Origin of the sequence: Brucella thiophenivorans (assembly GCF_002252445.1) — a bacterium.
GTDB classification, from domain to species: domain Bacteria; phylum Pseudomonadota; class Alphaproteobacteria; order Rhizobiales; family Rhizobiaceae; genus Brucella; species Brucella thiophenivorans.
In genome coordinates this window covers 24,568-47,340 of record NZ_NNRJ01000061.1, presented here as the reverse complement: position 1 = coordinate 47,340, position 22,773 = coordinate 24,568, and the positions used below count along the sequence as shown (strand labels likewise).

Here is a 22,773-nt window from a genome sequence, read left to right as displayed (position 1 = left end):
CCATAAATTTGTACCCCGTCGGTTTATGGGGATCGGTATTACCGTATTACTATACGCTAATTGCTTGTTTTGAAAGCACCAGATTACCGCCCTGCCTGTTTTAGGTGCAAAACCTTAGTCTTATGCCGCATCTATAATCGACATCGTGGCGGCAACGCCTGCACCAATATCGATCCCCTTGATACCCGCAGCCTGCAATCCACCAGCAATCGCTGCAACGGATATAAGCGAATAAGTCGGGCGTGCTGTTGGTCCCATATGCCCGATCCGCGTGAGCTTACCCAGCGTCACGCCGCGACCTGACGAAAAGACTACGCCGTAACGCTCGCGAATGGACGCACGCAATTTTGCTTCATCTATTCCATCGGGAATAGCTACGGCGGTACAGGTCGCAGATGCAATTTCTTCGCGTGCCGCCCAGAGTTTTAGACCTGCGGCCTGCACACCTGCGCGACAGGCTTTTGCCGTCAGCGCATGACGTGCCCAAACAGCCTGCTCACCTTCTTCGAGATAAATATCAAGCGCTGCATCCAGCGCATTGATTTCGGAAACCGATGGCGTGAAAGGAAACGGCCGATCAGCCCTATGCGCCTCTTTCCAGTCAACAATCGAGAGGATGGAAGCCTTTGGCGCGTCCGGATTTGCTGTCATTTTTTCCCACGCGGCTTCGCTCACATGCAAAAGCGTCAATCCGGGCGGGCAACCCAGACATTTATTCGGGCCGGTCACAAAAATATCGGCACAAGAAGTTTCGGGCAACACATCCATTCCGCCGAAAGCCGAAACAGAATCCACAATGAACAGCTTTCCCGCGTCCCTCACGACGGCACCAATTTCAGCCACCGGATTAACCGTACCGGACGGCGTATCGTGATGGCAGATCGAGACAACTGCAATGTCAGGACGCTTTTTTAGAAAGTCAGCAACCGCTTGAGCCGTGAGCACTTCATTATAAGGCACTGCAAGTTCAACAACGTCCTTTGCATAGCGTGCAGCCCAAGAACCAAAGCCTTTGCCGTAGACGCCAGATACCAGATTAAGGACGACATCATTTTTGGTAATCAGCGAGGCTGCGGCAGCTTCTAATCCTAAAACAGGTTCGCCCTGAAGAATGACAGGCGGTGTAGAGGTGTGAAACACGTGCTGCACCTTGGCATTGACCGATTCATAAAACGCAAGAAATGCCGGATCATAATCATAAAGCACAGGTCGCGACAGCGCGCGCAGCACGGACGGATAAGCATCGACCGGTCCTGTGGTCAAAGTGAATATTGGATCGGCAATTTTCCCGTGGCTCATAGCACTCTCCCTTAGCTATTCCTATTATCTCGCGTCATAGCGAGAAAAGCAGTTCCATCCACCGCATCTTCAATCGTCTCAAGCGAAGCGATCAGCGCATCACTTTTGAGTTCAATACTGCGCCATCTAACCTGCGCGCGAAACTTCGTCGCCAGATCGGCATCGGTCATCGGATAAATCAATCCGCCTTTGGCAGCATCTACCCTTCGCAACAGCCTGCGCCCATCCTGAAGGGTCAGACAAACTTCAGCAGCTTCGAATGTAAAGGAATGATCATCTAAAAATGACAGCTTGCTACCCAGTGCCCTGATATGCGGATCAATAACAGCCTGATCGGAGAAAGCTTCCCTATCTGCCCTGCCCCATAGCAGACTGACCGCCACGGCGTGCTGCGCACTGACTTGCGATAATCTGCCAGTGGCAACATCAGGCCGATCCGTACGTTGGCGTAAAAGCGGATGTCCAGTGAGAGTTATGGATGCAATATCGTCCGCAACGAAACTCGCTTCAGCCTGAAGTGCAAGGCAGGCTTCAATGACCGGGTTCAGCACCACGCCGCATGGGTAAGGCTTGAACGTATTTTTCAGTATCTCCCAACGCTCACCCAACCCTTCAGTCAGTGCCGAAACGTCGGGGGCCTCGGCGTGAAGCGCAAGGAAACCACGCGAACCCTCAATCGGCGCTTGCGGTCCGGTATAGCCATTGGCTGCAAGCAGCGCAGACATCAATCCGGCGCGTGCAGCCTGCCCCACGGATAGGCTTTTCGACATTGTACCCAATGTTTCAACGGAGCCGGAGGCTTGCGCCAGCGCGTGTCCCAGCGCGTCCACAAGCTGCGAAGGCGTAAGCTTCAAAAGTCTGCCTGCTGCGAGCGCTGCTCCAAATGTTCCGCAGGTCGAAGTAATATGCCAGCCACGCGCATAATGCACCGGATGCAGAGCGTTACCCAGTCGGCAAGTGATTTCTGCACCCAGAACAAAAGCTTCGATCAGCGCCTGCCCCGACACGGGGCGGCCTTCCAGAACCATTGTCTCAGCCAGCGCCAGAACAGCCGGTGCGACAGGGGCCGAAGGATGAATAACTGTCGGTACATGCGTGTCATCATAATCAAAGATATTGGCCGACGCCGCATTGATATAAGCAGCCCAGAGCATGTCGGCACGTTCAGAACGGCCAATGATCGTCGTAGTTGCAGGACCGGAAAAAGCTGGCAACATTGCCACCAGTTTTTCAATTGTAGCCTCATTCGAGCCGCCTATCGCCGTGCCGACCATATTGAGCAAGGAGCGACGCCCGGCGGCACGCACCGCTTCGGGCAGTTGCGGCGACGCATGCACAAATTCAGCAATGAATGTGCTCAAACCCGCCATGTCAGACGCCAGCAGCTTTGCCACGCACTTCCGTCTCCGCCCATTGTTCCAGAGGCCGGATAATTGCGGTCATATCCGCATCCGGTCCAAGTTCGGCCTTGGTAATCGAAAAGAGCATGCGAACGGCGTTACCGACCATCATCGGAACGCCAAGACGCTCGGCCTCCTCAAGGCAAAGCCGAATATCCTTGAGTGACAACGAAATCGCAAAACCAAAATCAAAGCCACGCGGCAAGACAAAACGCGGAATCTTGTCGAAACTGGCCGATGTGCGACCTGATCCGGCATTGAGCACTTCAATCATCACATCTGCATCAAGGCCTGCTTTGGCACCCATGACCATTGCTTCCGATGTGATTGCGAGGGCTGCCGCCGAGCAGATATTATTGATTAGCTTCATCACCTGTGCCTTGCCCGGCTCTTCCGCAACGCGGATCACTTTTCCAAGCGTCAGAAGCATCGGCTCGACAATGGCAAAATCCACAGATGGACCAGCGGCCATCAAAGCCAGTGTCCCCTTTTTAGCACCTGCAACACCGCCCGATACGGGACTATCGATCAAGGAAACGCTGGCAGCAGACAATATCTCCGCCAGATCCATCTCAGCTTTTGGTCCGGTCGTCGACAGATCGACAACGCGTTTCACAACACCGGGATTTGCAGCAATACTTCGCCCGACAGCCAGCACCACATCAGGCGTTGGCAATGAAAGGAAAATGGTTTCAACCCGGGTTGCCAGTTCATCAAGGCTAGAGGCTTCCTCAGCACCCGCTGAGGTCAGCGCCGCAACCGCTGCTTGGGCCCGATCATTAACGACAAGCTTATAGCCCGCGCCGATCATGCGTTCCGCCATCGGACGCCCCATATTGCCAAGGCCCACAAAACCGACTTCGCTCATTCCACTCTCCTGTTATCGTGGCCCCGCTTTCAAGCGAAGGACCAGCCATTATCTACCGGGATAGCCGCACCATTGATGCCTTCGCTGGCAGCGCCGCAAAGGAACAGCGCGAGCGCCGTCACCGTCTCCACTGGAATAAATTTGCCACCCGGCTGACGGGAGGAAAGGAAAAGCTGCGTTGCCTCATCAAAGCTTAAGCCGTTTTCAGTGGCCAGCGTTTCAATGCGGCCAAGCGCTGAATCTGTCGCCATCAGTCCCGGACAAATCGCATTACAGGTAATCGATGTGGCAGCAAGCTCCAGCGCCACCGTGCGTGTCAGCCCGATCATCGCATGTTTGGTGGTAACGTAATCCACCCGTCCCGCAAGCGCGATCAAACTATAGACAGAAGCCATATTGATGATCCGCCCCCAGCCCCGCGCCTGCATTTGCGGCAGACATGCACGGATCAGCCGGAACGGCGCGGACAGATTGACCTCCATCGCGCGATCCCAATCCAAATCGGCAAGCGATTGCACCGGGGACATTTTGCGAATGACAGCATTGTTTATGAGAATATCGACCGAACCAAGATGCTCTCTTGCATGAGCAACAAGCCGATCAGAAGCGCCTTCTTTGGATAAATCAGTTTCAAGCGAACCGACAGGCTGACCTGTTTCTTCAGCCAAAACCAGTGCAGCATCGCGCACATCAGAACGAATATCGCTCAGAAACACCCGATCACCAGCTTTTGCAAAGACCCGCGCAAGTTCCAACCCCAATCCAAGTGCTGAACCTGTGATTAGAACGCCGCGTCCCCCGCCATTGCTCATCGCGCAAGCTCCTGCCAGCTTAACATCGGCGCAACATCCAGCCTTGCCACGATGCCTTCCAATGCTGGTGACAAGGCAGGATAGGCTCGCATGACTGCTGGATCATGTCCCGGCACGATATGATCAAGGCTTGGCGCAAGCTCAATCAATCGCGCATAGCCCCGGATCAGCGCAGCTTCATCAAACAACACTGGAAATGGATTTTCCCGCTCCATATTGGCATAAAAATGCGTGGCATCAGATGCGATAACCACCCAGCCACGCGCAGTATAAGCGCGAACGACCTGCAAGCCTGCGCTGTGGCCCGGCACGGAATGCAGCCATAAGCCGGGTACCAATTCTTTGTCGCCGCGATAAAACTCAATTCTACCGGCATAAAGATTGCGGATATAAGCTACGATGTTTTCTACATCGAAGGGCGCACGCGCCTTTGTATCGCACATACAAGGCCCGGTCGCATGGCCTGCTTCATCGACCTGAAGATGAAAATGCGCTGCCGGAAACTCTCCGAGCGTGCCTGCATGATCATAATGGAGATGGGTCAGAATCACCTGACACACGTTCTTTGCATCGACATCCAACAAAGCGAGTGCATCCACAGGACGGCGTAACAATGTGCGTCCACGGGCATCGGCAGCTTCTTGACCAAAACCCGTATCGATAACGAAAACCTCGTCACCCCGACGGGCTAGCCAAATGAAATAATCGAGATTTTCACCCTGTTCATGCGGATCGGCATAAAGAAAATTGTCTTTCGCCTTCCGTCCCTGATGGGTAGCATAACGCAGGGCATAAAGCTCAAACGGTGCTATTTTCTCATCGATGTCTGATGCCGGACCCGCCATGATTCCCCTGCTTTGCACCTTTGTCTGCTGAAACAAATCCGACCTGGCTGAAAGAACAATCTCGCCTGAAGTTTTCAGTATGACCGTAATCTTGTCATACAATCTATTGACAGGTCAAGTCCGACATGTCTAACCTTGAGACAATCAGAACAGCAAAGCCAGAGGGGCCAAGCTACCGAACTTCCTACCTTAATGGAGAGATGCATGACTCGTCCTGAATTCAGCGGTGAACAATTCCAGAAAGGGTTGAAGGTTAGACGCGAGGTTCTCGGTGACGGCTATGTTGCGCCTTCACTTGCAAACGCCGATGACCTGACGGCCCCGTTGCAAAAACTGGTGACAGAATGGTGTTGGGGAGAAATCTGGACCCGTCCCGGACTGGAACGCAAAACCCGCAGTTTTCTAAACCTTGCCATGCTGACCGCATTGAACCGTCCGCATGAAGTCAAAATACATGTTCGCGGTGCGCTGAACAACGGCGTCACAGAAGAAGAAATCGTCGAAGTTATTCTTCAGGCGGCAATCTATTGCGGTGTGCCAGCAGCACTTGATTCAATGCGCGTTGCCACCGAAGTCATCCGCCAGATGCGTGACGAAAAGGCTGAAAGCGCCTGATCTTTAATACCGGAAACGCTCAATAATAATTCGGGGAACACCCGCGATTCCAATTGTAATAGGAGGCCCATGTGACACAGGGAACAGCAACGAAACTGGCGAGTAAGCCACACCGGCTGAAAACCGGCGAACAATATAAAGAATCGCTCAAAGACAACCGTCAGATCTGGGTCGGCGGACAAAAGCTGAATTCCGTTTATGACGAACCGGCGCTCGCCAAGGGCATCGATCTTCTCGCGTCGATGTTCGATGACCAGTTTACCGATGAACATGCCGACGCCACCACCTATTACGACGAAAAGGCCGGTGCAGTTCTGAGCCGTTCATGGCAGATTCCGCGCACAAAGGAAGATCTCGCTGCCCGTCGCCGGATGATTGAATACACATCGCTTAAGACCGCCGGTACGTTTGGTCGTCCACCGGATCTTGCTCCATCGATCGTTGTTGGTCTCTATGCCTATCTCCCCACCTTCAAGAAGAAGAAGTCGCTTATTGAAGGCATCGATCCGGATTTTGCGGAAAATATCGAACGTTATATGGAATATGGCCAGAACAACAATCTGACTGCATCCGAAAGTCTAGCCGGACCGCAGGCTGATCGTTCGTCGCCAAAGGCTTCGGAAGCTTCGCTTCTCAAAGCACGCAAGGTCACCAAAGACGGCGTCTATATCTATGGTGCGAAAACCGTAGGCTCGATTGCTGCACAGGCCAACGATATTTTCTTCACCAATCTTGGCGGCATTCAGGAAACACCGGCCGATGCCTGTATCTGGGGTTCTGTGCCTATCGACACTCCTGGAATCAAGATGATCTCGCGCGAAATGGTCTCACAGCCATTGTCGAGCAAGTTCGATCATCCAGTTGCAAGCCTTGGCGAAGAAGCTGACCAGTTCATTGTTTTCGATAATGTTTTTGTACCGAAAGAACGTCTGTTCAATCTCGGTGATCCGACAGCAATGAGCTATTACGGCCCGGTCTGCGTGTTTGCCCACTGGCACGTTCTGACACGTCTTGCGGTCAAGGCCGAACTGTTTGTTGGTGCCGGTCAGATGGTGCTGGATTATCTTGGCACGGGTAAAATCCCTGCCGTTCAGATGATGCTTGGACAGCTTGTCGAATATGCACAGACGCTTCGTGCTTTCGTTACGGCAGCTGAAGCACTTGCCGTTCCGACCGAAGGCGATGTGATGCGTCCCGATGTCGGTATGCTGACAGCCGGTCGGCTCTACTCTATCGAAAACTATCCGAAGATCATCCATATCCTTCAGGAATTGTGTGGCCAGGGGCTCGTTATGCGCTTTGGCAAAAAGGCGTTCGATAATCCGGAAGTCGGGCATTTTCTGCATGAACTGCTTCCGGGTCATGGTGTTTCAGCCATGGTCAAGGAGCAGCTGATGAACTTCATCTGGGATATGACATCCGGTTCGCTGGCTGGTCGCGTTGCACTGTTTGAAAACGTCAATGCAACCCCTGCGCCTGCCCTTCGCGCAAGACTTTATAATGAAGTCAAACGTGACGGATATGTTGCCCAGGTGAAGAAGATTGCCGGCATCGAATAGACCCCGCCTGCCCCGTCTGGCCAAAATCGGACGGGGTTCTTTTCGGGATGATCTGGAGAATGCGATGGATTACGCCACGCTCATCGACCAATTCTATAAAGCCTATGCATCACGCAATGCGGACGCTGCTGCTGCCCTTTATCATACCGATGGCTGGCATGAAGAAGTCGCTATGGGTAAGCGTCGCGCAGGCCATGCAGCGCTCGCCGAAGGGCTTGTCGGTTTCTGGCGCATGCTGCCTGATGTTGCATGGGAACGTCGTGGCTATATCCGTGCGGCCAATCAGGTTGCTATTCCTTATTTTATGACCGCGACCTGCAAGCCGCGCGAGGAAAATGCAACGCCGCGCAAGATTGCGCTTGATGGCCTGCATATCTTTGAAATCAAGGATGGTCTTCTGACCGGCACAAAAGATATGTGGGATATTGATCTCTTCAAAGCGCAGATGAGCTAAGCGATGGACGATCTGGCAAAAAAAGATGGCATCGCAATCGGCGAACTGATTTCAAAAGGTGAAATCAGCGTAACCGAAGTGCTTGAAACGAGCATCACACGAATAGAACGCCTGAACCCTCAACTGAATGCTGTTGTGCATGCGCATTTTGATCTCGCGCGACAACAAATCAAAAATGGATTGGCAAAAAGCCCACTTTCCGGCGTGCCTATGCTTCTTAAAAACACCGGCTTTGAAGCCGAAGGCATGATCCTATCGAGCGGCTCTGAACTCTTACGCAATGCAGTCAGCAAACGCGATTCCACCATTACCGCACGCTATAAATCCGCAGGCATGGTGATTGTAGGTAAATCCAACACGCCGGAATTTGCGCTGAGTTTCACAACCGAATCCGTGGCTTTCGGCCCAACGCGCAATCCGTGGGACCTGAATCGTTCGGCTGGTGGATCGTCCGGCGGCTCCACCGCAGCAGTGGCAAGCGGCATGGTTCCTCTTGCGAACAGTTCCGATGGAGCGGGTTCTACAAGACTTCCCGCAAGCCATTGCGGACTGTTCGGTTTCAAACCATCGCGGCTGGTTAATCCTGTTGGCCCCACCGTTGCCGAAGCGATTGGCGGAATGTCGACGCCGCATGCTGTGACATGGTCGGTTCGCGACAATGCAGCGATGCTCGATATTTCGCGCGGCAGCGATCTGGGCGATCCGTGGGCTGCTCCTGCTACTTTTGGCAGCTATCTTTCAGCACTCGAAAAGACCCCGCCCCCCCTCAAAGTGGCTATGATCCTTGGCGCACCAGACGGCAGTGCCATTGCGCCGGAAATGATCGCAAGCATTCGCGAAACAGCGAAACTACTGGAAGCTCTGGGACATTATGTCGAAGAGGTCGCAGATGCAGGCTATGATGCGGAAGCTATCAAAACTGCGTGGCGTATCGTTGTTGGGGTCAATGTTGCGCTTGGGGTGACTGGTGGCGATGCCGCTTCTGCCAATACCGCAAAGCTCGAACCCGTCAATCAGCAATGGGTCCGCGAAGCGCTGGAAGTTTCCGGCACGCGTTATCTTTGGGCGATCAATCAGCTTCATGCCTCATCCCGTGCATTGGGGAAATTCTTCACCCAATATGACATCATGCTCACGCCTGCCGCCGCTGAACCGGCGCCGCTTTTGGGCAAGCTAGCAGGTAAAGACAAATCGCTTGATGAATTTTACGATCTGTTCTGGTCGCATTCGCCGTTCACGGCTGTGTTCAACACGTCGGGCTGTCCTGCAATGTCGGTTCCGCTCGGCATGAGCCCGACAGGTCTGCCTATTGGCTCGCACATGGGGGCTGGCTTTGGCAACGATGCATTGCTTTTTGCGCTGGCCGCAGAACTCGAACGTGCAGTCCCATGGATAAACCGCCGTCCACCGGTTTTTGGCTAAGGAAAACTCTATGAAGAATACGGAAATCCTTGCCCTGACTACTCGCGAAATCGCTTCCGTCGTCGAAACTAAGCAATTGAGCGTGCGCGCAGTCACAGAAGCCTATCTGGAACGGATCGCGCAGACTGACGGGCCGATCAAGGCATGGCAATATCTCAACATCGAGCAAGCACGCAAGAATGCCGATGCTATGGATAAGAACGGTGCCAAGGGAGCGCTTGCAGGCATCCCCATCGGTGTCAAAGATGTAATCGATACGAGCGATATGCCAACTGGCTATGGAACTCCGATCTATGAAGGGTTTCAGCCGCCATGGGATGCGCCAGCGGTACAAATCGCAAAGAATTCGGGCGCTCTGATTTTAGGCAAGACAGTCAGCACAGAACTTGCGATGGCAAGCCCCAACAAGACCCGCAACCCCCACAACCCTGCACATACACCGGGCGGCTCGTCGTCAGGCTCGTGTGCGGCAGTTGCAGCCGGAATGGTTCCGCTGGCATTAGGCACACAAACATCTGGTTCCGTTATCCGCCCGGCCAGTTTTTGCGGCGTCACCGCCTTCAAACCAACCTTTGGGTCAATCAACACTGTCGGCATCAAGGTCCTGTGCCATGGACTTGATACGCTTGGTGTGATTGCCCGCAACATTGGCGATGCTGCCTATTGTGTCGCCACACTCAGCGGTCAATCCGAACTTGCCGCGTTGACACCACCAACGCGGTCGCGCATTGGCGTGCTTTTGGGAACCCGCCTCGAAAAAGCCGAAGCCTATGCGATTGAAGCGGTCAATCGTCTGGCATTGGCTGCTGAGGCTGCTGGTGCCGAGGTCACGATTATCCCAGCACCAGCGTGGTATGACGGCATTTTTGAGCTTCATGAAGCCGTTATGGGCTGGGAAGTCACCCAGTCACTTGCATCAGAAATCAGCCATCACTGGAATGAACTGACACCTGTCACCCGCACCATGCTGGATGACCAGGGCCGCATTGATGAACCGCGCTATCGCGCAGCCATGACCGAAATTCACGGCATTCGCCATCTGATGGATTCGATCCTGTCACGCTTCGATGCTGTTTTGACATTGGCTGCTCCCGGTGAAGCGCCTGAAGGCATGGCAACAGGCGATCCGATCTTCAACAGGCTCTGGAGCGTATTGCAAGTTCCGCTGATCTGCCTGCCTGTTTCAAAGGGGGCAAAAGGCTTGCCGGTCGGCGTTCAGCTCGTAGGTGCGCGTGGCGCAGACCTGCGCCTTGGTAACGCTGCTCTCTTCCTCGAAAACGTGATCGCTGCAAAAGGAGGCACCCTGTGACCCAGCCCGCAACGGATCAACTCACCGATGATTTTCGTACTGCGATGCGCCAACTTGCTGCGACGGTCAATATCATCACCGCAGGCGAAGGCAACAACCGTCGCGGACTAACGGCGACTGCCGTCTGTTCAATGTCGATCACGCCGCCTTCAATGCTTGTATGCGTCAATCGTTTCGGTGAAGCACATAAAGCAATTACCTCTGCCGGAAGCTTTTGCGTCAACATCCTCGCCGATGCCCAGCGCGAAATTGCGCTGCGTTTTGCAGGCCAGATTGGGGAGCTGGGTGAAGATAAGTTTTCACCCTATGGCTGGACGAATCTCGCGACCGGCGCCCCCGCTCTTGATCATGCAATGGCAAATCTCGACTGTGAAATTGCATCTGTTTCAGAAACGGAAAGTCATTCGATTTTCATTGGCAAAGTAATGGCCATCCGCTTTGGTCCAGAAACATCGCCACTGCTGCATTACAATCGGAACTTCTTCACGCTGGCCAATCAGACCGCGCTATAGAAACATCAAAATCAGAGGGAAACGCCTGCGCCGCATATTAAATAGAAAGAGCACGTTGAATTGAACCGAAGCTCTTCCGGTCGCAGCCACATACAAGCGGGCATTGCCCCACGGAGGTAATAATATGTCTATCAGTGACGCGCAGTTCTTGAAGGGCTGGAGACAGGTGCTTGAAATGTGCAACCTGAAACCCGGCGAACAGGTAACGATCCTCACAAGCGACGATAGCAATAAGCAGATCGCGTATATTGCAAAGCTAGCGGCTTCTGATCTCGGTGCAGTTGTCACCGAATTAAACCTCGCGCCAGTGAACAGCGAAAAAGCGATTTCACCCGACAAATCAGGCTATATCGGCAAGACCCCTCTGGATGGCAATGTGGCAGCTCTTGCCTGCCTCAAGGCATCCGACCTTGTCATTGATACATTGCAGCTTCTGTTTTCCAAAGAACAGGAGCAGGTTTTGAAAACCGGTACACGCATGTTGCTCGCGGTCGAACCGCCTGCAATTATGATGCGCCAGATTCCGCGTCCCGAAGACAAGTTGCGTGTTCTTGCCGCAGCAAAGAAAATAGGCGCGGCCAAAGAAATGCATGTGACATCAAAGGCAGGCACGAATTTTCGTTGTCGCCTCGGCCAATATCCGGTGCTCACACAATATGGCCTTGCAGACGAACCGGGGCGCTGGGATCACTGGCCAAGCTGTTTCTCGGCACGCTGGCCCGATGAAGGCAGTGCCGAAGGCACAATCGTCATTGATGAAGGCGACATTCTGCTGCCCTTCAAGAAATATGCACGCGCACCAATCACCGTGACCATCGAAAAAGGCTTTATCGTCGACATCAAGGGCGGCTACGACGCTGAATTCATGCGCAAGTTCATGGAAAGCTTCAACGATCCGCGTGCTTACGCCATGGCACATGTCGGCTGGGGACTTGAGAACCGTGCAAACTGGACCGTTCTTGGCCTCTATAATCCCGAAGCACAGCTTGGCATGGATGCGCGATCCTTTGCAGGCAACTTCCTCTGGTCGTCTGGTCCCAACACAGAGGCAGGCGGAGATCGCGATACACCATGTCATCTCGACATCCCGCTTCGCAATTGTTCGGTATCGCTCGACGGCGAAGTCATGACACTTGAAGGCGCGGTTATCCCGCAAGATCAGAAGTAAGACCATGGCACACTATGATGTAGCAATCATTGGCGCTGGCTCTGCTGGCGCTCTTCTCGCCGCACGTTTGAGCGAAGACCCCACCAGTAAAGTCGTGCTGATAGAGGCAGGTGGCGAGCCAACAGACCCGGATATCTTAAAGCCTGGAATGTGGCCTGCTATCCAGCACCGCCACTATGATTGGGACTACAAAACCATCCCTCAGCGGGGAACCGCCGGACGTGTTCACGCATGGGCACGAGGCAAGGCGCTTGGCGGCTCCAGTCTTTTGCACGCCATGGGTTACATGCGTGGCCATCCCGCTGATTTTGCTGCTTGGGCGGAGGCGACCGGCGACGATCGCTGGAACTGGGAAGGATTGCTGCCAGCATTCAAAGCTATTGAAGACCGTTCATGGGGCGACGATGGCACACATGGATCGGGCGGACCAATGCCTGTGTGGATACCGGACAAGGATGTCAGTCCATTGGCACGATCTTTTATCGAAGCTGGTGCCGCACTTGGTCTGCCACACATCCGCGGCCACAATACCGGCCAAATGATCGGTGTCACGCCCAACTCCTTGATGATCCGAGATGGTCACCGAGTGACCGTTGCCGAGGCATGGCTTACGCCTGAAGTACGTACGCGTCCAAATCTGACAATCATGACCGGCACGCTGACACGTTATCTGAAGCTCGACAAAACGCGCGTTAGCGCGCTGGAACTCGCAGGGCCGGATGGTTTGTGCAAAATCGCAGCCGATGAAATCATCCTTTCTGCCGGATCGCTGGAAAGCCCTGCACTTTTAATGCGCTCTGGTATTGGACGAGAAGACGTGTTGCGTGAGGCCGGCGTAAATTGCCGTATCAAATCACCCGAACTTGGGCGCAATCTGATGGATCACCTACTCGGCGCAGGCAATCTTTATGCCGCGCGAAAAGAGGTAGCACCGTCACGTTTGCAACATTCCGAAAGCATGGCCTATATGCGCGCGGGTGACTTTACTGCCGATGGCCAACCGGAAATCGTCGTTGGATGTGGGGTTGCACCCATTGTTTCAGAGTGTTTTGATGCACCTGCGCTGGGTAGCGCCTATTCCTTTTTGTTTGGTGTAACGCATCCTACAAGCCGGGGCAAAATTCGCATAACCGGGTCACAACCGACGGATCCTTTGCATATAGATCCTTGTTACTTGCAAACAGAACATGACCGTCGACTTTTCCGCACCGCCCTACATGCTGCGCGCGAAATTGGCCACAGAGCAGAACTCGACGAGTGGCGCGATCATGAGATTTTTCCGGGTCCGCTCAAATCTGAAAGTGAACTCGACGCTTTTATCGCGAAGGCAGCGATAACCCATCATCACCCCTCAGGGACTTGCCGGATGGGAAAGGACGACACATCGGTCGTTGATACAAATTTGCGCTTACGCGGTCTGGATAATCTCTATGTCGTTGACGGTTCAGTCATGCCGAGCCTGACCGCGGGGCCAATTCACGCAGCAATATTGGCGATTGCAGAAAGCTTTGCCGCTCGGTTTCCTAAAAACTAAATAGCGTCATCAAGGCCCAGCGCCGGATACATTGCTTTGATAGCATTAATGTCATCCATCAGCTCTGCAATAATCCAGTCACGCACTTGAGTGACTATGGGGCGAACGGGCCTATCGCGCAAACGTACAAGATGGCATTTGCGATGTGTTGGAAGCAAACGGTTATGCGCCGGTATCAACGCTTTGGTCCGCAACCAATGCGCACAAACATTTAGCCAACCAATTGCAACGCCCTGCCCCAGCAAAGCCGCCTGAACGACAATCGCATAGTCAGAGAAAAGCATTTCGTCATGCGTACCCCGCCCGCGCGCGGGCAGAAAGAAATCCGGCCAGTTGGGTTGCGCTTCGCTTAAATTTATCAATGTCGTGACAGGCTGATTGAGAACTGCGTCCCCTTCATCGTGTTCTCTCTGATAGGTCGGACTGCAAATCGGCAAAAGAATTTCGGGCATAACAAAAGTTGCTTCATGATTGACATCCGCGCCTTCGACGAAACGCATACCGAGATCAACATCGTTTACCGGGCCCGCCAAAGGCCCCATGATCAGCTCAAAACGCAGATCAACGCCGGGAAAGGTTTTCTTGAAAGCCGCCATGCGCGGCATAACCCAATGGGTGGTAAACCCCGTTGAGAGAGAAAGCGTTACCGTCTGCACCCCCTGCTTGCGGTCGCTGATTTCCTGCAAAGCCTGCTCAATACCCGCAAAACCACGCTCAATGGCGTCATGCAGAATTCTGCCATACTCGGTCAGATTGACACCACTGGTCGTGCGAATAAAAAGCTGCACATCGAGGTGCTCCTCCAATCGCCCAATCATACGGCTGATCGCAGCCGGTGTTACATTGAGTTCCTGCGCTGCCTTTGAAAAATTTCCATGCCGCGCCGCAGCCTCCAAAGTGAAGAGGCCGTTCATAGAGGGAATTGCGCGCCGTAAAGCTGTCATTACATTTTGTAACATCGTATCAAGCTTTTTTCAATTGCTTGTCGCTTGGTAATTTGTTCTCCTGCTAATCAAGAAAGGAGAAAATCCTTCATCGTCGTCAGGGGAACAAAACATTTGGCTGCTGTAAACGTTAGAGCGTTTACGTGCGCAGGAAGTGTTTGGTTTTTCCATTGAATGCAGCAAATCGTGCTTAATCATCTTCCGATAAGCCGATAATTTATTTAGTGGAATCAAATGACTAAAGCGATAAAGTCAGCAAGCGTGGGCGTTTCCATTCGGTCAGCCACAAAGACCTATGGAGCTTTTCACGCGCTTGATAATGTCAGCCTTGATGTCGCTCCGGGCGAATTCGTTTCAATTCTTGGACCTTCGGGCTCAGGTAAGACAACCTTTCTGGGAATTCTTGGTGGCTTTGTTCAGCCCACGTCAGGATCAATCTGGCTTGGTGACCGCGATATTACATTGGAGCCACCACACAAGCGTGACATCGGCATCGTCTTTCAGAACTATGCCCTATTCCCACATATGAATGTCGCCGATAATATCACATTTCCTTTACGCGCTCGACATTTGCCAAAGGCGGACTGGCCGGAAAAATTGCGCGATGCGCTGGCCATGGTCGAATTGACCGGACTTGAAAACCGCAAGATCGACGAGCTTTCCGGTGGTCAAAGGCAACGCGTTGCGCTGGCGCGCGCAATGATCTTTGAGCCACGCCTTATCCTCATGGACGAACCGCTGTCAGCACTTGACAAGCAATTGCGCGAAAATATGCAGATCGAGCTTAAGCAGCTGCATCGCAAGCTGGGAGCGACCATTGTTTATGTGACGCATGATCAGCGCGAAGCGCTCACAATGAGCGACCGTGTCGCCATTATGAACAAGGGCAAGATCGTTCAGATCGATACGCCTGAAATGTTGCATGACCGTCCGGTTAATTCCTTTGTTGCAAGCTTTATCGGTGAAGCCACACTGCTTCCTGTCACAAGAGATGGCGAGAACAGTGTCAAGCTTGCAGGCACCACACTGCATTCTGCCTATCCGATACCTCAAGGTGAAAAACTCTTTCTGGCGCTTCATTCAGAAAAGCTGATCGTGAGCGATCAGGCCGCAGATCACGGTATAAACCGGCTGGGCGGCAAGGTGATCGAAGCGCTTTATCAAGGCGAAAGCATTCGCGTTTTCATGCAGCTCAGCTCGGGTGAGACACTAAGTTTCCGCCTTCCGGCCAATCATTCCGGACGATCGCAACTGCGCGCCCCCGGCGAAGAAATCGAAATCGCACTGCACCCTGAAGACACGGTGATCGTGCCAGAAAACAACTAACCATCATGCTTAGCACTATGAGGAAAACAGCAATGAAAATCACCGATTTTAAAGTGATGACCTTCGATGTCGTGGGCACTTTGATTGACTTTGAGACCGGCGTTTTGAATGCAACGCGCAAGGTCGGCGGCGAAAAGGCTGCCAAACTCAACGATGATGAAATCTTCGGCCCTTATATTCGCGGTCGCGATAAGTTCTACGGACGCTCATCATCTGCGATGAAGGACGTGTACCTTCACATGGCTTCAGAACTGGGCATCAATAGCGATCAGGCTTCAGCAAATCTGTTCCAGTTTGCGATCCTGCATCATCCTGCTTTTGAAGATTCAATCGACGCACTCAAGCGCCTGCGTAAGAATTTCCGTCTTGTCGCCATGACCAATGCCGACCGAACCACGTTCTCAGCTTATTCGGAAACGCTCCAAAACCCGTTCCATGACAGCGTGACCTGCGATGAAACCGGCTATGCGAAACCAAATCCGAACTTCTTCGCTTACAACAAGGGTCGCCAATCGGCATTTGGCTATAAGCCTTCGGAGATCTTACACGTAGCCCAGAGCCAGTATCACGACATCGGCATCGCCAAGGAGCTTGGCTACACTACATGCTGGATCGAACGCCGTCAGGGACAGAACGGTTTTGGCGGCACGCCGACACCGAATGGTGTGACAAAGCCTGACTTCCACTTCTCCACATTGAAGCAGCTTGCAGATGCGATTGATGCTGAACTTCTTGCAGCCTCTGTCGCCAAAGCAGCGTAAGTAAGGAAACGTCACGCACCATGTCGACACGCCCTCCCTTCGATGACATCAAATCCCTTTGGCAGGCAACGGCCGCGTCGCGCCCTCAGTTTTCAGCGCTTGCAGGCAACGGCCAATATGATGTTGCAATCATCGGAGGGGGCTATACCGGGCTCTCAACAGCCCGCTATCTGGCACGCACGGGCTTATCCTCAATTGTGCTGGAAGCAAGCCGTATCGGTTGGGGCGCAAGTGGTCGCAATGGCGGCGTTGTTTCCGCAAAATTCCGGCTGGCATATCGCGATATTGCCAGCCGTTTCGACATCGACGTCGCCCGACGCATGCATGACATCAGTATTGAAGCCGCAGACCATGTTGGCGAGCTTGTCAGCGATTATGCGATTGAAGGTGCTGACTATCATTCGACCGGGTCGCTACGTTGCGCGCACAATCACCTCTCGCTTGATGCGTTAAAGGCCGAATGTGCATGGCTCAACGAGGCACTGGGCGACACAGCCTGCTCAATACAATCGGCTGAAGAAGTAGCAGCCGAAACCGGATCCAATGATTTCGTCGGCGGCATGCTCAACACCCATGGCGGTATCATCCATCCCTTGAACTTTGTTTTGGGTCTTGCGCGTGGTGTGCAGGCAGAAGGCGCAACGATTTGCGAAAACACGCCAGTCTTAGGTATCAAACGCGATGCTAACGGCGTGGTTGTTGAAATAGAAAACACAACTATCCGCGCCAAAACGGTGGTGATTGCCACCAATTCCTATTCCGACCTAACGAAGGCAACGGCACCTGTCCGAAAATCGATCATTCCCTTCCGCTCTGCAATGATTGCGACAGAGCCGCTCACCGGAACCCCAGGCGAGCACCTCCTACAAAACGGACGCAGCTATACCGAGACCCGCCGCATGATGCGGTGGTTTCGCAAATCAGGCGACAGACTTATTTATGGCGGGCGCGGCGCTTTCGGAAAAACCGATTCCGAAGCGGCTTTTGCAGCCCTGCATAAAGCGATGGCGAAGCAGTTTCCAGAACTTGCCTCGGTTCAGGTCACGCATCGCTGGTCAGGGCTTGTCGCCATGACGCTCGACAGTCTGCCACATGTCGGGCGTATTGATGACAGATTGATCTATGCCGTTGGTTATAACGGAACCGGCGTCGCCATGTCGTCTTACATCGGCAAACATGTTGCTGAAATTGTTGCAGGCCAGCCTGTTGATCTTGGTTTGCTGACCCAACTCCCGCTCAAGCAAATTCCTTTTTATGGCCTGCGCGCGCCTGCGGTGCGTGTGGTTGCAGGCTGGTATCAGTTTCTTGACGCCATCGGGCGTTGAGGGAAATCGAAAGCTGCGTGCCGGGGCAGTTGCCAATCCGATCCGGCAGACAAGAATGGACCAAGAAGTCCACATAGAGGAGAACGAACATGCGCATTCCAGCTCTAGCATTTCTCATGTCGTCCGCAGCCCTTGTCGCTGGCAACGGCCACGCATCTGCAGAACAGATCACGTTCGTTTCGCAGGGCGGCGCCTATCAGGAAGCACAGACCAAAGCCATTCTCGACCCGGTTGCAGAAAAGCTTGGCATCACCATCAATCAGGATAGCGCGCCCGACGCCTGGCCTGTCATCAAGACACAGACAGAGACCGGAAAGCCCGTCTGGGATGTTATCGACACGCCAGCCAAAGACTGCATCCGCGGCGGCGAACAGGGCATGATCGAAAAGCTCGATTTCTCAAAGCTGCCCAATGTCAAAGACATGCCAGCCGAATATAAATCGCCCTATTCTGTCGCTTACGAATTCTATTCAAGCGTGCTTGCCTATAACAAAGACAAGTTCGGCGATAATCCACCGAAAACCTGGGTCGATTTCTGGGACGTCAAGAAATTCCCCGGCACCCGTGCTTTGCGCAATCATCCACTTGCAACATTGGAAGCAGCACTGATTGCCGATGGGGTGCCTGTCGATAAGCTCTACCCGCTTGATGTTGATCGCGCCTTCAAAAAGCTCGAAGAAATCAAGCCATTCGTCACCGTCTGGTGGACATCGGGCGCACAATCCGCGCAGCTTCTGGCGGATGGCGAAGTCGATATGACCATGGCATGGAACGGTCGCGTTTCCGCGGTGGTGAAGGAAGGCCTGCCGATTGGCTACACTTTCAATCAGGGCTTCCTGCAATATACATCGCTCTGCATTCTGAAAGGCGCACCTAATCTCGAAACCGGCGTTAAGTTCATCAATGCCGCGCTCGATCCTGAAATTCAGGCCAATTTCCCAGCCTATATTGATTATGGACCTGCAAATCCTGCCGCTTACAAAACGGGTAAGATTACACCTGAGCGTTCCGCCGAAATGCCAAGCTCGCCGGACAATGCAGCAAAGCAGGTTCTGGTGTCTGACGAATGGTGGAGTTCACCGGCAGGCGAAGAAGCTCAGAAGCGTTGGGCTGAATTTATTCAGAAGTAAAATTGGCAGCGCGCACGTCATAACGACGTGCGCGCATTTCGTAGTTTCGAAGCCCGGCATTAACTGAATGTCACAGCCTTTAATGGTGATGAGATGAGCAGACTGGCCCTAAATCCGAGTGAACTTTATCGACGCAAAGAGATGCGTCTGATGCTGTTCCTTTTGGCTCCGGCACTTGCAGTGGTGACGGTTCTGCTGATCGTACCGCTTGGCTGGCTCGCATGGCAATCCGTCTGGCAGGATGGCGGCTTTACAGCCGTTCATTATCAGCGCTTTCTCACCGACAACGTCTACTGGATGACGTTCCTGCAAACATTCAAGATTGCATTCATCGTCACCATTGCAGCGCTTCTGCTCGGATACCCGATTGCTTATCTCGCAGCCACTGTTCCACAAAAATGGAGCATTCTCATTCTGGCAATGGTTATTCTGCCGTTCTGGACCAGTGTTCTTGTGCGCGCTTACGCATGGCTGATCCTGTTACAACGAACCGGATTGGTCAATTCTGCACTCAAATCGCTTGGGCTGATTGATACGCCATTGCTGCTGGTCAATAACGAATTTGGCACCGTGGTAGCGACGATCCATATTCTGCTACCATTCATGGTGCTGCCGCTTTACGCAACCATGCAGAAAATTCCGCGTGAACTTTCAATGGCCGGTTCGAGCCTTGGAGGAACACCCTTCTATGTCTTCACGCGTGTTTTCCTGCCGCTGTCGCTGCCGGGAATGATCGCAGGCATGGTGCTGGTTTTCGTGCTGACACTGGGTTTCTATATCACGCCGGAACTGCTCGGCGGCGGACGAACCTATATGGTTTCCATGCTCGTTTCGCGCAATATTGAGGTCTATCATGAGTGGGGTGCAGCTTCGTCAATCAGTGTTGTATTGCTGATCTGCGTCTTCCTGATTTTCCGTCTAACCAGTCTGCTGATCCCGTTTGAACGCATTATGGGAACGAGGTAAGACCATGTCCGTATCCCGCGCAATCCTAATCACCGTCGTATCACTGATCCTGATCTGGCTGATCATTCCGATCCTGATCATCGTGCCAATGTCGTTTTCCGGAACACGCTTTCTCACGTTTCCGCCGCCAAGCTGGTCTTTTCGCTGGTATGAAGCCTATCTTGCCAGCAGCGCATGGATGCAGGCAACGAAAGTCAGCCTCATCGTTGCGGTGGCAAGCGCTATTCTTTCCACCATCATCGGGACCGCAGCCGCCTATGCACTCAATCTGACATCCTCCCGGCTTGTCCGCAGCATGCAGGTGGTTTTGTTGCTGCCGCTCGTTGTGCCCATCGTCATTACCGCGGTTGGCGTTTTCTTCGTCTATGCGAAGGTTGGGCTGCTGGCGACCTTATCGGGCCTGATCCTCGCTAATATCATGCTCGGCCTTCCTTATGTGGTGACATCGGTTCTGGTGGGTTTACGCAAATTCGACCCGACACAGGAAATGGTTGCGCGTAGTCTCGGCATGAACCGATTTCGCGCATTCTTTTCCGTGACGCTACCGCAGATCAAACCAAGCGTGATTTCCGGCCTGCTGTTTGCGTTCATTTCGGCAATCGATGAAACGGTAGTGTCATTGTTCATTTCAGGTGGCCAGTATCAAACGCTCACAAAGCGCATGTTTACAGCCCTGCGTGACGAGATCGATCCAACGATTGCGTCGATCAGTTCACTACTGACCGCAGTCTCCTTCATCGTCGTTATGCTCGCAGCACTGAGCGCAGGCAGGCAGCGTAAAGATCAGGCCGCAGCATGATTGCCGATCATCTCATTTTAGGCGGTGGCTCCGCGGGTTGCGTCCTTGCCGCCCGTCTATCCGAAGACCCGAACAGACGCGTTATTCTGGTGGAAGCTGGTCGCGACATAAGTGCGTCCGACATGCCCGATGCCATTCGCAGTCGCTATCCCGGCCGCGCTTATCTCGACACGCGCAATATCTGGGAAAAGCTTCAGGCGCGTATGGGCCATTTTGGCAAAAGCGGAGAAAGTATAGCTTCCCGCCGCTACGAGCAGGCCAAAATTCTAGGCGGTGGCTCGGCGATCAATGCCCTGATGGCCAATCGTGGCGCTCCTGCCGATTATGACGAATGGCATGAAATCGGTGCTCGGGGCTGGACTTGGGAAAATTGCCTGCCCTACTTTCGGAAGATCGAAGCTGATCGTGATTTTGACGGACCACTGCATGGTCATGACGGCCCGATTTCGATCCGCCGTATCGATGATGAACGAATTTCGCCATTCGTTGATCGCGTCATGCAAACAATCGACAAAAATGGCTGGCCAATCGGCAAGGACCAGAACGGAGAATGGCGCGATGGCACTTATCGTGGCGCTGTTGCTGTCAGCGACCAAGGCGAACGATTACCGACTTCCATAGCCTATCTGACAGACGAAGTGCGAAAGCGTCCCAATCTGCAAATCATGACCGGCTTTACAGCCGTAAAGATCACATTTGTTGGCAAAAAAGCCACTGGCGCCATCGTCAAAGCGGATGGACAAACCGATAATATTCAATTGAACGCACATGAAGTCATTGTTTCATCGGGTGCAATTCATTCGCCAACCTTGCTGATGCGCTCTGGCATTGGCCCCGGCGATCACCTGACAAGCCTCGAAATACCTGTTGTTCACGAACTTCCCGGTGTTGGCCAAAATCTGATGGAGCATCCTTCCATCGCCGTTGCTGCATATCTACCACCCGCAGCACGGAACAAAAATGCAAAAGAACATCACGAACAGGCAATCTGGCGTTACTCATCCGGCCTAAAAGATACACCTCCAAGTGACATGCATGCCGCCATTCTTGCTCGGTCCGGCTGGCATTCTGTCGGAAATCGGATCGGCAGTCTGTTCTTCTGGGTGAATAAATCCTTCTCACGTGGTCAAGTCACGCTTGCATCATCCGATTCAAGCGATGAACCCAATGTCGATTTTCGCATGTTGAGCGACGAGCGCGATCTCGCACGCTTAAAAGATGCGGTGCGAAAAGGTGCCGCTATCCTCTCCGACCGGAACATGCGTCATTTTGCTGGCACGGTCTTTCCATCAAGCTACACGCCACGCGTTGCGCGTGTGGCGGTTCCCGGAACATGGAACGCGCTACAGCGCGGCAATCTTTCAGCTATGCTCGACGTGGCAGGCCCGTTACGGACCGCACTTGTTCATGCAGTAATTACGTCGGGTGTCAGCATAGGCTCGCTACTGGAGGATGATGCCGCATTGACCACTTTTGTGCGCAAACATGTTGGCGGCACATGGCACCCCTCCTGCACTTGCCGCATGGGTGCCAACTCCGATCCGCTTGCCGTCACCAGTCCGGAGGGCTACGTACATGGCATAGACGGACTTCGCATATGCGATGCTTCAATTTTCCCAAGCATCCCATGTGCAAATACCAACATGCCTACCATCATGGTAGCAGAGCGCATTTCTGATTTAATAAAATCAGCGCTCTAATCATTTTTTTGACGCGTATCTTTGT

The 22,773-nt window shown here is 53.2% G+C and carries 21 protein-coding genes; 15 read left to right on the top strand and 6 right to left on the bottom strand.

The window, feature by feature from the left end:
- Positions 1–120: 120 nt before the first annotated feature.
- The 5 genes from ppaT to CEV31_RS18815 are packed head-to-tail and all read right to left on the bottom strand — an operon-like array spanning position 121 to position 5,224.
- Entirely contained in the window at positions 121–1,299 is a 1,179-nt protein-coding gene (ppaT, locus tag CEV31_RS18835; RefSeq protein ID WP_094509447.1) for a pyridoxamine--pyruvate transaminase, read from the bottom strand.
- Positions 1,300–1,310: 11 nt separating this feature from the next.
- Positions 1,311–2,693 (bottom strand): MmgE/PrpD family protein, encoded by a 1,383-nt coding sequence (locus CEV31_RS18830; protein ID WP_094509445.1) that lies wholly within the window; start codon positions 2,691–2,693, stop codon positions 1,311–1,313.
- A complete protein-coding gene (locus CEV31_RS18825; RefSeq protein WP_094509443.1) occupies positions 2,671–3,567 on the bottom strand; it encodes an NAD(P)-dependent oxidoreductase in 897 nt (298 codons plus the stop codon). Before CEV31_RS18825 ends, CEV31_RS18830 begins: the two co-directional genes overlap by 23 nt.
- Before the next feature lie 29 nt (positions 3,568–3,596).
- Positions 3,597–4,379, bottom strand: a complete 783-nt coding sequence (locus CEV31_RS18820; protein ID WP_094509441.1) for an SDR family NAD(P)-dependent oxidoreductase — start codon at positions 4,377–4,379, stop codon at positions 3,597–3,599.
- A complete protein-coding gene (locus tag CEV31_RS18815) occupies positions 4,376–5,224 on the bottom strand; it encodes an N-acyl homoserine lactonase family protein (RefSeq protein WP_094509599.1) in 849 nt (282 codons plus the stop codon). Before CEV31_RS18815 ends, CEV31_RS18820 begins: the two co-directional genes overlap by 4 nt.
- 204 nt (positions 5,225–5,428) lie before the next feature.
- On the opposite strand from CEV31_RS18815, the gene CEV31_RS18810 reads away from it, so the two are divergent.
- The 8 genes from CEV31_RS18810 to CEV31_RS18775 all read left to right on the top strand — a co-directional run bounded on the left by CEV31_RS18810 (position 5,429) and on the right by CEV31_RS18775 (position 13,797).
- On the top strand, positions 5,429–5,839 hold the full coding sequence (locus CEV31_RS18810; RefSeq protein ID WP_094509439.1) for a carboxymuconolactone decarboxylase family protein: 411 nt from the start codon (positions 5,429–5,431) through the stop codon (positions 5,837–5,839).
- 71 nt (positions 5,840–5,910) lie between these two features.
- Positions 5,911–7,398: a 4-hydroxyphenylacetate 3-hydroxylase N-terminal domain-containing protein gene (locus CEV31_RS18805; protein ID WP_210190958.1), complete on the top strand. Its 1,488-nt coding sequence runs from the start codon at positions 5,911–5,913 to the stop codon at positions 7,396–7,398.
- A gap of 64 nt (positions 7,399–7,462) precedes the next feature.
- Positions 7,463–7,852, top strand: a complete 390-nt coding sequence (locus CEV31_RS18800; RefSeq protein ID WP_094509437.1) for a nuclear transport factor 2 family protein — start codon at positions 7,463–7,465, stop codon at positions 7,850–7,852.
- Between the two features lie 3 nt (positions 7,853–7,855).
- Positions 7,856–9,274, top strand: coding sequence for an amidase (locus CEV31_RS18795; RefSeq protein WP_094509435.1), 1,419 nt, complete (start codon positions 7,856–7,858; stop codon positions 9,272–9,274).
- 10 nt (positions 9,275–9,284) lie between these two features.
- On the top strand, positions 9,285–10,583 hold the full coding sequence (locus CEV31_RS18790; protein WP_094509433.1) for an amidase: 1,299 nt from the start codon (positions 9,285–9,287) through the stop codon (positions 10,581–10,583).
- Complete coding sequence (locus CEV31_RS18785; protein WP_235818174.1) at positions 10,580–11,095, top strand: flavin reductase family protein; 516 nt, start codon at positions 10,580–10,582, stop codon at positions 11,093–11,095. Before CEV31_RS18790 ends, CEV31_RS18785 begins: the two co-directional genes overlap by 4 nt.
- Positions 11,096–11,219: 124 nt before the next feature.
- Positions 11,220–12,263 carry a M29 family metallopeptidase gene (locus tag CEV31_RS18780; protein ID WP_094509429.1) on the top strand — a complete coding sequence of 348 codons (1,044 nt, stop codon included), beginning with the start codon at positions 11,220–11,222 and terminating at the stop codon, positions 12,261–12,263.
- 4 nt (positions 12,264–12,267) lie between these two features.
- Positions 12,268–13,797 carry a GMC family oxidoreductase gene (locus CEV31_RS18775; RefSeq protein ID WP_094509427.1) on the top strand — a complete coding sequence of 510 codons (1,530 nt, stop codon included), beginning with the start codon at positions 12,268–12,270 and terminating at the stop codon, positions 13,795–13,797.
- On the opposite strand, the gene CEV31_RS18770 is transcribed toward CEV31_RS18775, so the two are convergent.
- Positions 13,794–14,741, bottom strand: coding sequence for a LysR family transcriptional regulator (locus CEV31_RS18770; protein ID WP_094509425.1), 948 nt, complete (start codon positions 14,739–14,741; stop codon positions 13,794–13,796). The genes CEV31_RS18775 and CEV31_RS18770 overlap by 4 nt on opposite strands.
- A 234-nt stretch (positions 14,742–14,975) precedes the next feature.
- On the opposite strand from CEV31_RS18770, the gene CEV31_RS18765 reads away from it, so the two are divergent.
- The 7 genes from CEV31_RS18765 to CEV31_RS18735 all read left to right on the top strand — a co-directional run bounded on the left by CEV31_RS18765 (position 14,976) and on the right by CEV31_RS18735 (position 22,748).
- Positions 14,976–16,067: an ABC transporter ATP-binding protein gene (locus CEV31_RS18765; protein WP_094509423.1), complete on the top strand. Its 1,092-nt coding sequence runs from the start codon at positions 14,976–14,978 to the stop codon at positions 16,065–16,067.
- Positions 16,068–16,099: 32 nt separating this feature from the next.
- Positions 16,100–16,828 (top strand): HAD-IA family hydrolase, encoded by a 729-nt coding sequence (locus CEV31_RS18760; protein ID WP_094509421.1) that lies wholly within the window; start codon positions 16,100–16,102, stop codon positions 16,826–16,828.
- A gap of 20 nt (positions 16,829–16,848) precedes the next feature.
- Positions 16,849–18,153 carry an NAD(P)/FAD-dependent oxidoreductase gene (locus CEV31_RS18755; protein WP_094509419.1) on the top strand — a complete coding sequence of 435 codons (1,305 nt, stop codon included), beginning with the start codon at positions 16,849–16,851 and terminating at the stop codon, positions 18,151–18,153.
- 116 nt (positions 18,154–18,269) lie between these two features.
- Complete coding sequence (locus tag CEV31_RS18750) at positions 18,270–19,283, top strand: ABC transporter substrate-binding protein (RefSeq protein ID WP_235818180.1); 1,014 nt, start codon at positions 18,270–18,272, stop codon at positions 19,281–19,283.
- A gap of 93 nt (positions 19,284–19,376) precedes the next feature.
- Positions 19,377–20,249: an ABC transporter permease gene (locus CEV31_RS18745; protein ID WP_094509415.1), complete on the top strand. Its 873-nt coding sequence runs from the start codon at positions 19,377–19,379 to the stop codon at positions 20,247–20,249.
- A 4-nt stretch (positions 20,250–20,253) separates the two neighbouring features.
- On the top strand, positions 20,254–21,048 hold the full coding sequence (locus CEV31_RS18740; protein WP_094509413.1) for an ABC transporter permease: 795 nt from the start codon (positions 20,254–20,256) through the stop codon (positions 21,046–21,048).
- Positions 21,045–22,748, top strand: a complete 1,704-nt coding sequence (locus CEV31_RS18735) for a GMC family oxidoreductase (protein ID WP_094509411.1) — start codon at positions 21,045–21,047, stop codon at positions 22,746–22,748. The genes CEV31_RS18740 and CEV31_RS18735 overlap by 4 nt, the downstream gene beginning before the upstream one ends.
- Positions 22,749–22,773 lie beyond the last annotated feature (25 nt).

Bases quoted from the DNA above. Each gene is read 5' to 3' on its own strand.
- CEV31_RS18750 (WP_235818180.1), top strand. From the start codon at position 18,270: ATGTCGTCCGCAGCCCTTGTCGCTGGCAACGGCCACGCATCTGCAGAA.
- CEV31_RS18760 (WP_094509421.1), top strand. From the start codon at position 16,100: ATGAAAATCACCGATTTTAAAGTGATGACCTTCGATGTCGTGGGCACT.
- CEV31_RS18800 (WP_094509437.1), top strand. From the start codon at position 7,463: ATGGATTACGCCACGCTCATCGACCAATTCTATAAAGCCTATGCATCA.
- CEV31_RS18735 (WP_094509411.1), top strand. From the start codon at position 21,045: ATGATTGCCGATCATCTCATTTTAGGCGGTGGCTCCGCGGGTTGCGTC.
- CEV31_RS18775 (WP_094509427.1), top strand. From the start codon at position 12,268: ATGGCACACTATGATGTAGCAATCATTGGCGCTGGCTCTGCTGGCGCT.
- CEV31_RS18740 (WP_094509413.1), top strand. From the start codon at position 20,254: ATGTCCGTATCCCGCGCAATCCTAATCACCGTCGTATCACTGATCCTG.
- CEV31_RS18770 (WP_094509425.1), bottom strand. From the start codon at position 14,741: ATGACAGCTTTACGGCGCGCAATTCCCTCTATGAACGGCCTCTTCACT.
- CEV31_RS18795 (WP_094509435.1), top strand. From the start codon at position 7,856: ATGGACGATCTGGCAAAAAAAGATGGCATCGCAATCGGCGAACTGATT.
- CEV31_RS18745 (WP_094509415.1), top strand. From the start codon at position 19,377: ATGAGCAGACTGGCCCTAAATCCGAGTGAACTTTATCGACGCAAAGAG.
- CEV31_RS18825 (WP_094509443.1), bottom strand. From the start codon at position 3,567: ATGAGCGAAGTCGGTTTTGTGGGCCTTGGCAATATGGGGCGTCCGATG.
- ppaT (WP_094509447.1), bottom strand. From the start codon at position 1,299: ATGAGCCACGGGAAAATTGCCGATCCAATATTCACTTTGACCACAGGA.
- CEV31_RS18755 (WP_094509419.1), top strand. From the start codon at position 16,849: ATGTCGACACGCCCTCCCTTCGATGACATCAAATCCCTTTGGCAGGCA.
- CEV31_RS18820 (WP_094509441.1), bottom strand. From the start codon at position 4,379: ATGAGCAATGGCGGGGGACGCGGCGTTCTAATCACAGGTTCAGCACTT.
- CEV31_RS18790 (WP_094509433.1), top strand. From the start codon at position 9,285: ATGAAGAATACGGAAATCCTTGCCCTGACTACTCGCGAAATCGCTTCC.
- CEV31_RS18765 (WP_094509423.1), top strand. From the start codon at position 14,976: ATGACTAAAGCGATAAAGTCAGCAAGCGTGGGCGTTTCCATTCGGTCA.
- CEV31_RS18815 (WP_094509599.1), bottom strand. From the start codon at position 5,224: ATGGCGGGTCCGGCATCAGACATCGATGAGAAAATAGCACCGTTTGAG.
- CEV31_RS18810 (WP_094509439.1), top strand. From the start codon at position 5,429: ATGACTCGTCCTGAATTCAGCGGTGAACAATTCCAGAAAGGGTTGAAG.
- CEV31_RS18780 (WP_094509429.1), top strand. From the start codon at position 11,220: ATGTCTATCAGTGACGCGCAGTTCTTGAAGGGCTGGAGACAGGTGCTT.